Here is a 12,591-nt window from a genome sequence, read left to right as displayed (position 1 = left end):
TCCGACTGCGGCTGTCGCCAAATAGCTTGTGCCAATCGGAAACATCCCGATTAGGCAACAACCTTAGTCCGACATCTCCTGCCAGCCCTCCTCGAAAATACTCTCGTTGGTGACGAGGTAATCAGCGGATGACGCCATCGACCACAGAGGCCTGTGGCGGCAATCAAGCGCCACTTTTATGCTGAGCGCGGGCCAAATCAGGGGGATGCCATGGAGAGTGAGGCACTGACGTTCCAAGCTTTGAACGCGCGCATTGACGCGCTGCCCGAGCACTCAAGCATTCGCATAGCCCCCAGACGGCGCCAGCGGCTGGGCTACCTCATTGGGTTCGGGGCGGGGTTTGCCGGCCTGATCGGAGGCAAGCTGCTGCCAGCCACTTCGGTCGCCGTGATCTATGTGAGCGTGATGCTTCTGGTGGAGGTCGTCGCACTCATCATCGCGATGCTCCCGGAGCGTCCATGGCATCTACCTGGGTTTGCCAAAGAACGGAGGGAGTTCGCCGATCAACTGGATTTCGACATGGTGCATCACCAGGCGCTGATCGACTGGCTACGAGCATACCCGGCGGAACAGCTCGAAAAGATGGCGGAGTACGCCGAAGACCGGCTGGAGCGGCTGAAGGAGAAACACCCACTACTGACGGGCGGCTTGGAGAAGCTTGGCGCGCTACCGGTACTTGCCGCGCTGTACTTGCAGTTCAAGAACCTGCACTGGCCGCCCCAACCCACATGGATCGAGCTTGTCCTGGGCATGGTGCTGGTGGTCGTGTATGGATCCAGCCTTTTGCTCGTGGGCGTGCGGTTTCGTGCCCAGGCGTATGTCACGCTGTTGCGGCGAGCCACGCAGCAGGCGTCGAATGGTCCGTCGAAGGACTCAGCGCAAGATCGAGCACTGATACCTTAGGGAAGGTCTGATTAATCGACTTCTTGCCCGTCATTCCTGCGGACCCCAAGAAGGGGGCAAGAGCAGGAGGGGCTTTTCAACAGCCGAAGGGCTGGTCATCCAGTGCCTTTACATTCAGAGAATGACAGGCACTGGATCCCAGCATTCGCTGGGATGACGATCAAATTCAGAGCATCCTTAGGAAAGGTTTGATCAAGCGAGATTTCGCACGTGATTCCTGCGGAAACAGCAGGTGCATTTCAACAGCCGAAGGGCTGATCATTCCGTGCATTTACATTCAAGGCATGACTGGCGCTAGTTCCCAGCGCCTGCCCCGTTTTTGGGGCTCGCTAGGATGGCGATGAAAATCAGCGCATCCGTAAATTCCCTCACCGATAAATCGCTCTGACGCAATCGCCAGATATTCAGTGAGTGGGCGCCCAAACCACCTTTACAGACGTCAGGCCAAGCTCTGCTTCTCGCTCGGCGAAGCCGGTGGCAATGTCGGCAGCGGCGAACAAGTCCTTCGCCGTGGTGATCACGTGATGGTTACGCAGGATGTGCCAATGACCATCGTTAGCGCAGGCAATGTGGTAATGAACCTCGGGACCCATCGTGAGAAGCCTCTGACGAAGACACGTCATGATGTCCGTCTGGCGACCCGGCCAGCTATAGGACAACACTGAAATCAGGCGCCAGACCTCCCTGACATTGCATCAGGCGCCACTAACCCTTCCGTTTTGGGGCATGTGGCTTGCGCTCGTGAAAGGCCCCCGCCTTGGCGAGCCCTACGATGCGGCGGAAGGTACGGCATTCCATATGGCTAGGTGCGGGGCAAGCCGCCGCGTGGCGTAGACCGTCTCGCATGGCGGTGAGCTGCTGGATGGTGCGATCCAGCTCATCGGCCTTTTCTCGCAGGCGCTGTCGATCGATACGCGGAGCGCCTTTGGGGGAGAACATGCCGGCGATGTCATCCAGCGTGAAGCCGGAGGCACGACCCAGCGCAATGAGGGCAAGGCGCTCCAGTACGCTGGCATCGAATACGCGGCGCAGGCCGGCGCGGCCGATGGAGGCAATCAGCCCCTTTTCCTCATAGAAGCGCAGGGTGGAGGCCGGCACACCCGACTGTTGCGCAACCTGGGCAATATCGAGCTCGCTCACGGGCTTGACCTCAAGTCCAGTTGAATTGGCAGAGTGTAGTCCTCGCCACTGCGCAAGGGAGTCACCACCGTGCAAACGCAAACGTACACCGACCTCTGGAATGGCCACTCCGGCCGCGTCTGGGTAGACGCGCAAGCCATGCTGGACGACATGTTCCAGCCGCTGGAAACGTTGCTGGTTGACGCCGTACGCCACCGCCAACCCACCCACGTACTGGACGTGGGTTGCGGCACGGGCAGCACTACGCTCGCGATTGCCCGTGAACTGGGCGCGCAAGGGGACGCCACTGGACTGGATGTTTCCGAGCCCATGCTTGCCCTGGCTCGTGCCCGTGCGGAGCGCGAGCATTCACGCGCGCGCTTTATCCATGCCGATGCGCAACGTCATGCATTGGAGCCCGCCAGCGTGGACATGATCGTGTCTCGCTTCGGTGTGATGTTCTTCGATGACCCCGTGCAAGCCTTTGCCAACCTGCACCGCGCCAGTCGGCCCGGTGCGGCACTACACCTGCTGGCCTGGCGCAGCGCTGCGGAAAACCCCTTCATGACGTTGGCCGAGCGCACAGCCGCCCCTTTGCTACCCCCGCTACCGCCGCGCCAACCGGGTGCACCGGGGCAATTCGCCTTTGGCGATAAAATACGGGTAGCCCATCTGCTGGAGGCGAGCGGTTGGCGGCATATCGCCATCGACCCTATCGACGTGCCGTGCCACTTTCCCGAAAGCGAGCTGGTGCCATACTTCACGCGCTTGGGCCCGGTGGGGCAGGCAATGCCCAACGTGGATGCCGCTACGCGGCAGCGGGTGATCGAGGCCGTACGTCCGGCTTTCGATCCCTTTGTGCATGGCGACCAGGTGCGCTACACCGCCGCCTGTTGGCAGATATGCGCGCAGGCTTGAGCCCATGAACCAGATGAGTGACGCAAGCCATGCGCTGCTTATGACCACCTTCGTCGGTGTGGGCGCAACGCTGGTGATGGATGCCTGGAGTCTGCTGCGCAAGCATCTGCTTGGCGTGCCACCGTTGGACTATGCATTGGTAGGTCGCTGGCTGATCTACCTGCCACGTGGACGCTTCCACCATCACCCCATAGGCGCCACGCCCACCGCAGCGGGTGAGCGGGGGCTAGGCTGGCTCGCCCACTATCTGATTGGCATCGCGTTCGCTGCCCTGCTGCTCGCGCTATGCGGAACACGCTGGGCCACCCACCCCACTCTCCTACCCGCCTTGATCGTGGGCTTGGGTACGGTGCTGCTGCCGTTCTTCGTCTTGCAGCCCGCCATGGGAGCTGGCGTGGCCGCCAGCCGCGCACCGCGACCGTGGTTGGCACGGATGCATAGCCTGGTTACGCATGGAACATTTGGCGTGGGCATGTATCTCAGCGGCTACCTGTGGAGCCTGCTATAGCGACAAGGCTGGCGCCGATGCATCCCACAAGCAGATCGCGATATGGTTCGGCCAATCGCAGCTCAGGGAGGGTGTATGGCGAGGCGCAGGGAAAGCGGTATCGAAACGCTGGCTTCGATGCATTGGCCAGCCGGCGTCATCTTCGGCGTCGTCGCGTTCGTAATCATCGATGACGGCATTGGCTGGGTGTTTGGCAGCAACCCCAACCCCTACCTTGCCGCTTTCGGCAAGGCGGCGGCCGACGGTTCATTTCATCCCTTTGCCTGGATGGCCATGCTGACATGCTGGTTCGCCGCGCTCATATCGTTTCTCCGGCAAAAACGTCGTCAACGATTGCTGGAGACACAAACCGGCTTGGACAGCTTGCGCGCGATGGATTGGAAAGCGTTCGAGTTGCTGGTTGGCGAGGCCTTTCGGCGGCAAGGCTACACCGTGGTGGAGACGGGCCAGGGCGGTGCCGATGGCGGATTCGACCTGGTGCTGCACAAGAACGGTAGTCTTGCGCTCGTGCAATGCAAACAATGGCGCAAACGGCAGGTCACCGTAAACGTCGTGCGCGAAATGTTCGGCTTGCTGGCGCATTACCACGCTGATGCCGTCATTATCGTTTCCTGCGGAGACTACACCGCGGATGCGCGGCATTTCGCCCACGACAAGCCCATGGCATTGATCACCGGCAACGACCTGCTTGCCATGGTGCGCGCCGTGCAAACCGCACCCAGCCCATCACCCGAACTGGAGATGTCGCACGCTGCCATCGCCTCTGGAGCGGAACCCACCATCGACGCCAACGCACCAACCTGCCCAACGTGCGGCGCCGCCATGGTCCACCGCAAGAATCGCCGCACGCAGGCACGCTTTTGGGGATGCGCCACTTATCCGAGTTGTCGCGGCACGCGCATCATCAGTGCGTCGTAAGGCGCATGGGGCGGGCAACTAAAAGAGAGCACTGCACTGTTACAGGCGATAGGCGCGGCGCGGACGTAGCTCGGCTGCGTCACAGCCGATGTACGCTCTACAGCCCACAAAACACTGATGCCGGCAAAGGCCGGATGCGCATTAAGCAAGCGGCAAGCAAAGGCCTGCTTAGCCGCCCGCGCTCCACAGCACGTCGCCCGCATCCCGCGGGACCTCGGCATCCAGCCAATGGATGATGAAAGCGTCCATTGGCTCGCGTTCTGGCACCTGCAATCCAGCCTCACGCACAAACGCCAAAGCGGCTTTATTCAATGCCTGGCGCGAGGTGTTAGTGGCTTGGCGGGCGGCGGCCTGTCGCTGGCGTAGTTGCACGGTATGGGCGGAGGGTTTTCCTGGCTTGGCGTACTTCTGGTAGCGGCGCAGTTCGTCAGCAGCCACCGTGGTGTCGTGCGCAGCCTGCAGGGTGGCCTCACGCGCTTTCAGCAACGCAGGCAGCAAGCCCGCCACAAGCGTCCAGGCCGGCGATGCATCGGTCGTCAGCAACAAGCGGGCCAGCGCCGGCGATAGCGCAGAGGGTGCGCTGTTAGGCGAGGTATCCAGGGCTTGCTCCAACCAAAGGAGAAAGCCGGTGTGGGGAAACGCAGGCTTGGTGGTCATGCAGGTTCAATCGGCAATGTGGGCAGGCGGAGGGTGACGCGGTGGCGCGAGCGAGGCGCGCACCCAGACTCAACCGGCCTCGCTACCCAGGCGCAGATGCATGCCCAGTTCGGTCGCGAGCTCGCGCATGGCTTCGCCGTCCCGGCTCAGGGTCATCCAGCCGGCGCAGAGGTCATCATCCGTGTCGCGCAGCCACAGGGTGTAACCGTGCGGGGCGAGGTTGTCGTAAGCCACGCCAAGCAACTCGGCGGCGTCGCGGTCGGCGTGGAATTCGTCGTCGTCCGTATCGCCGCCCCAATCGATGCTCAGGTTCCAGCGCGCCGCCAGCTCGTCGATGGCTTGCACCAGGGCGCGCGTATCTTCCGCGTCCACCTGGAAAGTCGCGCGCCAATCGGCCACCTGCCCTACCACCTGGGCCACATCCACCTCGTCCTCCGGCGTGTCACCCACCGCGTCGCGGTAGGCAGCGAACTGCTGGAAGGCGGAATCGTCGTCGCCTGGGTTGATCAGCAGCAGTAGCTGCCAGACATAGGCGTCCAGGGAGTTGTCGTCATCGTCGAAGTGATGTTCGGTACCGAAATGGTCGTCGGATGAGTGCATGGACGTGGCTCTGGCTGAAGGCGCTATTGTGTCACTCGAAGGTGCTGCAAGGTGGCGCCAGCGCCCCAGGCCATCGCGCGCCATCCCTCCGCCTGCCCGATCCGCGCTCACCCTGCGGCCCGGCTTCGACCGGTAACGCCTCAGTGCAACTCTCGCACCTTGCAGGGCACTCGGTTCCCGAAAACTTTTTCTACTCCGTCGTCAGATTTTACGACTTCTAAAGGTTCCCCTGATGAAGAACCAACGATCGCTCGCTTAATCTGACCCTGCTCCCGAATCACTCGCCTGATTCTTGGAGCAAGCGACCGCCCTGCTGGCGGAGCAACCACCAGACCACTAGCCCTGGCTGGGTGGACAGATGGGCGGCAGCGAAAGCGCCGCCCATTTCCTTTTCCAGACGCTGCGTAAAGCCTGACTGCAACCGAGCAGCCTCAAAGGCGCCTCGGCAAATACAGGCCCCCTCGCCTCGGCTCCGACTTTCGGCCCACTGTTCTGGCCGTTATCCTCAAAGCCGCAGGATATATCGCGACTCAGGGGGAGTTATGGCGAAGCGCAAGGAGAGCGGTCTTGAGCTTGTGGCATTCCTGCCATGGCCATTGGCGTTAGGGCTAGGCTTCATCGCCTTTGTCGGCATTCAGTTCGGCATCGGCTGGTTATGGGGCACAAGCGACAACTTGTTCCTTTCCGGTCTTGCCAAATCCACTGCAACAGGCATGTGTACACCGCTTGCGTGGTTCCTCCTTATCGCCTGCTGCGCGGCGGCACTTCGCTCCTTCCTCAAGCGACGCCATCGCCGGCGACTGCTTGGCGCCCAGACCGGCATGGACAGCCTGCGCAGCATGGACTGGCGAAGCTTCGAGCTGCTGGTGGGCGAAGCGTTTCGGCGCCAGGGCTACACGGTGGAAGAAGCCGGCCTGGGTGGCGCGGACGGCGGCAAGGATGTGGTGCTAAGCAAAGACGGTCTGAAGACCATCGTGCAATGCAAGCAATGGCGATCGCAGCGGGTGGGCGTGCCGGTGGTACGCGAGATGTATGGCGTCATGCATCACGAAGGCGCCAACGCTGTGAAGATCATCGCGCTCTGCGGTTGCACCCCTGACGCCATCGCCTTTGCACGTAACAAGCCCATCGAGTTGATCGACGGCCACGCACTGCTCGCTACGGTCATGGACATACAGGCCAGAAACGAGCCCGACGGCCCACTGGATAATCCGCTGTTTTTCGCCGGAAGCCTCGTGGCCTGCTTCGTGATCGCCTTCGCGCTGCCCACCCAGCCCAAGCCCGCGCTTGGCGCTCCCATCCCGGCGACACCCTACGTGGACACCACGCGCACGAGCAGCCCCGCCATGCCAGCTGCTCCTGCAAGACTTCCCGTCGCCACGCCGCCAGCTGTCAAAGCGGCCACGCCGCCAGCAGCCAAGATCTACAAAGCCGACCCACCGATGTCCGACGCGGACCTGCGCGACTGGGAGAAACGCAATCGCGAAGCGATGAAGATCCTGGAGAAGACCACGCAGGAGGCGACTACGCCGGCTTCGAATTGAGCAGACGGATAAGATGGCTGCGAAAGTTGAAACCAAGGAAGACGCTTCTTTAGCGACCGAACCCTCACTTGCTTGAGATGCTCTCCAAGTTCAATGCGACTCTGTTAATCAGCGCACTCCAGTCGCTATAGATCCTCAGTGACGCCTTCTTTGGCTTTGGCGCATCCGCAGTCGCATCAAGCTTCTGACAAAGAACCCACATCAACTGGTTAATCGACTTTGCCACCGGATATTGATCAAGACTTGGTAGTTTATTGGCATCAAAAAAGCCCAACGGCAAATTTCTATCACCAAAATTCACATTCTCACACCATAGTCCTCGCTGCCGATCACTTTTTGGAGCAATTCTTCCTGAATGAAAATCTCCACGGAAGGCATGAAACTCCTCAGAGATCCGTTGAAACAAAATGGGGGATACGGCAACTAGATCCAAATCCGACTGGGGCGAAAATGGCGTGCCATATTTGCGTGGAGCCAGCGAAAACCCGGTTCTCGCACTACCTAAGAGAGAGAAGTCCTTTGGGTGCACCTGTAACTTGCTCGCCAGAAGCCCTCTCACCTCTTCGAAGAGCCAGGGGCACTCACGAAAAACATAAGGCTCCCCCTCAGTCAACCACTGGCGAACATACATTTCACGCACGTGACGCGTCGACTCGGCAATTATGGCCTTTAGAGTCGTGGGATCTGGATGCCTCTCCCTTAACGAAGCCAATGGACTGTCTAGATGAAAAGGCCGCATTTTATTTTGACTCATAGACACCCATCCGAAGGTGTACTTCATGGAGACCAGCCAAATGCATAGCTCGATTATCGATCCTACTCTTTCTATCTTCAGAGAACGCGCGCGGCTCGGGATATTTGAGGCGCGCGATCAAGCCCGCCACAAATAGCAACGATCGCTGCCCCCACCAAGCGAAAGCCTTGAGTCTGCTTGACTGTAGCCATGCATGCACCACCCAAAGTAGCTCACATGCAGATAGATTTTCGGAATTGATCGTTTACTAAAATGAGATGCAACCAAGGATGCCAAAAGCACCTCTCGAATCTTGCGGGAAATCGTGCGCTCATACCGTCGACACAAAACTCGAACTAACTGCTGCTCAATGGTACTCGCGCCTTCAATTCCTTTCCGCCTAACTCGCCTAGTTATGGCACGCACGATGCCGAAAACGTCGAAGCCCGGGTGGTAAAAGAATCGATGGTCCTCGCCAGAGATCAAAAGAAGCTCCGCTAACAAAGGGGCTCGAAGTTCCGGCCGCCTCTCAAGCCTGCCCGACAGATGCTCAATCTTTCTCCGCAAAACGCCCCACTCTCTCCTTAGGCAGGCCCTGGCAATCATGCGAACTGGAATTGCCAAAAACTGAGTAATCAGGCCGTATAGCGTTAGGCGGACTTGTGCCCAAGGACTAAGAAGCAAAAGGGCGGCACTAGGCCGCCCTTTTAAAACGAGATATTCCTCGATTACCCGCACTTGCTATACCCACAATTCAAGCAAGTCTGGCAGCCGTCCAACAGCACGAGTGCCTGGGTGTTGCACTTGGCACAGAGGGTGGCGCCGGGCGGGAAGCCGTTGGTGGATTCGGCCTTGGTTTCGGTGGTCGCGCTCTTGCCATTGGCGGCCGCCTCGTAGGCGGCGCGCTTTTCGGCGATGAGGCGCTTGGTGGATTCGTCCATCTCCGGGTCGTGGATCAGGCCGATGGTCTTCATGTGCTGTTCGATCACCGCGCCGATCTCGGCGACGATGCTGGGCATGTAGATGCCGCCAGCCTTGAAGTAGCCGCCGCGCGGGTCGAACACGGCCTTCATTTCTTCCACCAGGAAGGTGACGTCGCCGCCCTTGCGGAACACGGCGGAGATGATGCGGGTGAGCGCTACGATCCACTGGAAGTGGTCCATGTTCTTCGAGTTGATGAAGATCTCGAAGGGGCGGCGCTGTTCATGCGGGGTGTCGGCGTTGAGCACGATGTCGTTGATGGTCACGTACAACGCGTGCTCGAACAGCGGCGATTTGATCTTGAAGGTGGAGCCGATGAGCGTATCGGGACGCTCCAGGCTCTCGTGCATCTGGATGACTTCCGCCTTGGGCGCTTCCTTGGGAGCGGCCACCGGGGCGGCTGCGACGGCTGACGCGGCCTTGTCTTCGGGCTTGACGACGTTGTAGCCCTTGATCTTCTTTTCGATCTTGATCGCCATGGTATGTACTTCTTTTCGACTGGTTGGGGGTCGCTAGCAGAACCTGGTGCCCCGGCTTGAGGTTCTTCGACAACCGAGTGGTTGCTGGGCCGGGTCGTGGAGCCTTAAGGCGTTGGACTCCTGCTTGCGCAGGAATGGCGGCGCAAAGGGGTTCTTGGATTTGGTAGCGACGCCTTGGCGGCGCGCGTCGCGGAAACGATCCGGCCCGGCGAAATGCGCCGGGCCGGACCGGACTACAACTTACTTACGGCGGGCGGCTTTCTTGGCCGGCTTGCGCGCGACCTTCTTCACGCCTGCCTTCTTGCTGGCAGTGGACCTCTTGACCGCCTTGGCGGCGGTCTTTTTACCGGCGGCCTTCTTGGCCGTCTTCTTTACCGCGGTCTTCTTGACCGTCTTTTTGCTGCTGACCTTCTTTGCAGCCTTCTTGGCGACCTTTTTGACCGCCTTCTTGGCAACCTTCTTCGCTACCTTCTTGGCGACCTTCTTGGCAGCTGCCTTCTTCACGGCCTTCTTGGCGACCTTCTTGGCGGCAGCCTTCTTCACGGCCTTCTTGGCAACCTTCTTGGCGGCGGCTTTCTTCACCGTCTTCTTGGCGGCCTTCTTGGCGGCAGCCTTCTTCACGGTCTTCTTGCCAGCGGCCTTTTTGGCAGCCTTTTTCGCAGTCTTCTTGGCAGCCGCCTTCTTGGCCGGAGCAGCCTTCTTGGCCGGGGCCGACTTCTTCTTGGCACGGGCCTTCTTGGGCGCGGCAGCGGCCGGCACTTCAACGGCTGCAACCTCGACCGGCGCGTCTACGACCTGCACGGCTTCTTCTTTCACATCAAACTCGGTATCAATGGACATGCGTGTAATCCCCTCCGACGTGGATTTTGGAACTTGTATGGAGCCTTGCCTGTAGGTACACGGTGCCGTTTCCACAAGCGAGCCGGCACCTGATGATCAGGCACCGGCGGCTATATTAAAACTTTCCGTAATACCCTTCCTTCAAGGCATCGAACAAATTGGCGGCGGTATGGGTTTCGCCGTCGTATTCCACTTCTTCGTTGCCTTTCAGTTCCACAACGCTACCGTCTTCCAATTCGAAGCGGTAGAGGGTGTTCTCCAGATCCGCCTCTTTGACCAGCACGCCCTGGAAGGCGGCGGGGTTGAAACGGAAGGTGGTGCATCCCTTCAAACCCTGCTTGTAGGCGTAGAAGTAGATGTCCTTGAAGTCTTCGTAAGGGTAGTCGGTGGGGACGTTGGCGGTCTTGGAGATGGAGGAATCCACCCAAAGCTGCGCGGCAGCCTGGATATCCACGTGCTCCTTGGGCGTGATGTCGTCGGCAGCCACGAAGTATTCCGGCAGCTTGGCCTTGGGGTCTTCGCTGTAGGGCATAGCGTCGGCGTTGATCAGCGCGCGGTAGGCCAGCAGCTCGTAGCTATAGACCTCCACCTTCTCCTTGGTCTTGCGGCCTTCGCGGATCACGTTGCGCGAATAGTGGTGCGCAAAGCTGGGCTCGATGCCGTTGCTGGCGTTGTTGGCCAGGGACAGCGAGATGGTGCCGGTGGGCGCGATGGAGCTGTGGTGGGTGAAGCGGGCACCGGTTTCGGCAAGCTGCGCCACCAGGTTGGGCGCCACGGTGGCCACGCGCTGCATGTAGCGGCTGTACTTGGCGTGCAGCACGCGGCCGGGGATGGTGTCGCCGACTTTGTAGCCGTCGGCGGCCATTTCCGGGCGCTTGCGCAGCATGTCGCCGGTGACGGTGTAGTCACGTGCGAGCACCGGGGCGGGGCCCTTTTCCTTGGCGAGGTCGAGGGCGACCTCCCAGCCGGCCACGGCCATTTCGCGGGAAACGTCTTCAGTAAAGGCCACCGCGTCGGCCGTGCCGTAGCGCAGCTTGAGCATGGTGAGCGTGCTGCCCAGGCCCAGGAAGCCCATGCCGTGACGGCGCTTGGAGAGGATCTCCTGGCGCTGCTGTTCCAGTGGCAGGCCATTGATCTCCACCACGTTGTCGAGCATGCGGGTGAAGATCTTCACCACTTCGCGGTATTCGTCCCAGTCGAAGCGGGCCTTGGGGCCGAACGGGTCGCGCACGAAGGTGGTGAGGTTCACCGAGCCGAGCAGGCACGAGCCGTAGGGCGGCAGCGGCTGCTCGCCGCAGGGGTTGGTGGCGCGGATGTGCTCGCACCACCAGTTGTTGTTCATCTCATTGACCTTATCGATGAGGATGAAACCGGGCTCGGCGTAGTCGTACGTCGAGACCATGATCATGTCCCACAGGTGGCGGGCGCGAATGTGGCCGTAGATCTTGCAGGCCACCAGGCCGTCTTCCCGCTCCACGTAGTTCTCGTGGGTGGGCCACTCGCGCCACACGACCAGGCTGGGGTCGTTGAGGTCGATCTCGGTCTGTTCCTTGACGTGCACCGGGAACACCAGCGGCCAGTCCAGGTCGTGCTCCACCGCCTGCATGAAGCCGTCGGTGATGAGCAGCGACAGGTTGAACTGGCGCAGGCGACCGTCTTCGCGCTTGGCGCGAATGAATTCCTTCACGTCCGGATGGCTCACGTCGAACGTGCCCATCTGCGCACCGCGGCGGCCGCCGGCGGAGGAGACGGTGAAGCACATCTTGTCGTAGATATCCATGAAGGACAGCGGGCCGGAGGTATAGGCGCCGGCGCCGGACACGTACGCGCCGCGCGGGCGCAGCGTGGAGAATTCATAGCCGATGCCGCAGCCGGCCTTCAACGTGAGGCCTGCCTCGTGCACCTTCTCCAGGATGTCGTCCATGGAGTCGCGGATGGTGCCGGACACGGTGCAGTTGATGGTGGAGGTGGCCGGCTTGTGCTCCAGCGCGCCAGCGTTGGAGGTGATGCGGCCGGCGGGAATGGCTCCGCGGCGCAGGGCCCACAGGAAGCGCTCGAACCAGTGCTCGCGCAGTTCCGGGGTGGCTTCCACCTCGGACAGGGCGCGGGCCACGCGCTGGTAGGTTTCGTCGACGCTGCCGTCGACCGCGTCGCCCGACTTGGCTTTCAGGCGATATTTCTTATCCCAGATGTCGTAAGACGCCGGCTGCAACGGAATGGCTGCGATATCACGATTTACTACTGGTGCACGCATGGTGCTCATCGGCTTCCTGACCTCCCGGTATGGCCTCTCGGCCCCGTGTTGGTTTCTTGTTCTGAAGGCTTAGCCGCCCGCGTCAGGCAGGAGCGCAGCAGTTGGAAGCCAGCGCACCTTCGCCCCGTGGGACGTTC

The 12,591-nt window shown here is 60.7% G+C and carries 14 protein-coding genes; 5 read left to right on the top strand and 9 right to left on the bottom strand.

Annotation, left to right across the window (positions count from 1 at the left end; translation table 11 throughout):
- The first annotated feature begins 210 nt into the window (after positions 1-210).
- Positions 211-903, top strand: a complete 693-nt coding sequence (locus tag AC3G2C_RS06465; RefSeq protein WP_488383809.1) for a hypothetical protein — start codon at positions 211-213, stop codon at positions 901-903.
- A gap of 404 nt (positions 904-1,307) precedes the next feature.
- On the opposite strand, the gene AC3G2C_RS06460 is transcribed toward AC3G2C_RS06465, so the two are convergent.
- Together AC3G2C_RS06460 and AC3G2C_RS06455 are read right to left on the bottom strand one after the other, a co-directional pair.
- The gene (locus AC3G2C_RS06460; protein ID WP_488383808.1) at positions 1,308-1,496 is read right to left on the bottom strand and encodes a hypothetical protein; all 189 of its coding nucleotides are present in this window, start codon (positions 1,494-1,496) and stop codon (positions 1,308-1,310) included.
- 112 nt (positions 1,497-1,608) lie between these two features.
- Positions 1,609-2,043, bottom strand: coding sequence for a helix-turn-helix domain-containing protein (locus AC3G2C_RS06455; RefSeq protein ID WP_488383807.1), 435 nt, complete (start codon positions 2,041-2,043; stop codon positions 1,609-1,611).
- Positions 2,044-2,112: 69 nt separating this feature from the next.
- Here AC3G2C_RS06455 and AC3G2C_RS06450 point away from each other — a divergent pair, with 69 nt between their 5' ends.
- The 3 genes from AC3G2C_RS06450 (at position 2,113) to AC3G2C_RS06440 (ending at position 4,366) form a co-directional block, all read left to right on the top strand.
- Entirely contained in the window at positions 2,113-2,940 is an 828-nt protein-coding gene (locus AC3G2C_RS06450; protein ID WP_488383806.1) for a class I SAM-dependent methyltransferase, read from the top strand.
- 4 nt (positions 2,941-2,944) lie between these two features.
- Positions 2,945-3,448 carry a DUF2938 domain-containing protein gene (locus AC3G2C_RS06445; RefSeq protein WP_488383805.1) on the top strand — a complete coding sequence of 168 codons (504 nt, stop codon included), beginning with the start codon at positions 2,945-2,947 and terminating at the stop codon, positions 3,446-3,448.
- Positions 3,449-3,523: 75 nt separating this feature from the next.
- Positions 3,524-4,366: a restriction endonuclease gene (locus AC3G2C_RS06440; protein WP_488383804.1), complete on the top strand. Its 843-nt coding sequence runs from the start codon at positions 3,524-3,526 to the stop codon at positions 4,364-4,366.
- A 168-nt stretch (positions 4,367-4,534) separates the two neighbouring features.
- On the opposite strand, the gene AC3G2C_RS06435 is transcribed toward AC3G2C_RS06440, so the two are convergent.
- Positions 4,535-5,023 carry a hypothetical protein gene (locus tag AC3G2C_RS06435; protein ID WP_488383803.1) on the bottom strand — a complete coding sequence of 163 codons (489 nt, stop codon included), beginning with the start codon at positions 5,021-5,023 and terminating at the stop codon, positions 4,535-4,537.
- 69 nt (positions 5,024-5,092) lie between these two features.
- Positions 5,093-5,623 (bottom strand): DUF6630 family protein, encoded by a 531-nt coding sequence (locus AC3G2C_RS06430; protein WP_488383802.1) that lies wholly within the window; start codon positions 5,621-5,623, stop codon positions 5,093-5,095.
- Between the two features lie 542 nt (positions 5,624-6,165).
- Between AC3G2C_RS06430 and AC3G2C_RS06425 the strand changes: the two genes are divergently transcribed.
- Positions 6,166-7,167 carry a restriction endonuclease gene (locus AC3G2C_RS06425; RefSeq protein WP_488383801.1) on the top strand — a complete coding sequence of 334 codons (1,002 nt, stop codon included), beginning with the start codon at positions 6,166-6,168 and terminating at the stop codon, positions 7,165-7,167.
- A gap of 64 nt (positions 7,168-7,231) precedes the next feature.
- Here the strand turns inward: AC3G2C_RS06425 and AC3G2C_RS06420 are convergent, their stop codons facing one another.
- The 5 genes from AC3G2C_RS06420 to AC3G2C_RS06400 form a co-directional block, all read right to left on the bottom strand.
- Positions 7,232-7,948 (bottom strand): hypothetical protein, encoded by a 717-nt coding sequence (locus tag AC3G2C_RS06420; RefSeq protein WP_488383800.1) that lies wholly within the window; start codon positions 7,946-7,948, stop codon positions 7,232-7,234.
- 90 nt (positions 7,949-8,038) lie between these two features.
- Positions 8,039-8,506 (bottom strand): biosynthetic peptidoglycan transglycosylase, encoded by a 468-nt coding sequence (locus tag AC3G2C_RS06415; protein ID WP_488383799.1) that lies wholly within the window; start codon positions 8,504-8,506, stop codon positions 8,039-8,041.
- Between the two features lie 122 nt (positions 8,507-8,628).
- Positions 8,629-9,360, bottom strand: coding sequence for a TSCPD domain-containing protein (locus AC3G2C_RS06410; protein ID WP_488383798.1), 732 nt, complete (start codon positions 9,358-9,360; stop codon positions 8,629-8,631).
- Between the two features lie 240 nt (positions 9,361-9,600).
- A complete protein-coding gene (locus AC3G2C_RS06405) occupies positions 9,601-10,275 on the bottom strand; it encodes a histidine biosynthesis protein HisIE (protein WP_488383797.1) in 675 nt (224 codons plus the stop codon).
- Between the two features lie 40 nt (positions 10,276-10,315).
- A complete protein-coding gene (locus AC3G2C_RS06400; protein WP_488383796.1) occupies positions 10,316-12,463 on the bottom strand; it encodes an adenosylcobalamin-dependent ribonucleoside-diphosphate reductase in 2,148 nt (715 codons plus the stop codon).
- Positions 12,464-12,591: the final 128 nt, after the last annotated feature.

This window comes from Frateuria sp. sgz306004, from assembly GCF_057750885.1.
This window is presented reverse-complemented; position numbering and strand designations above follow the sequence as displayed.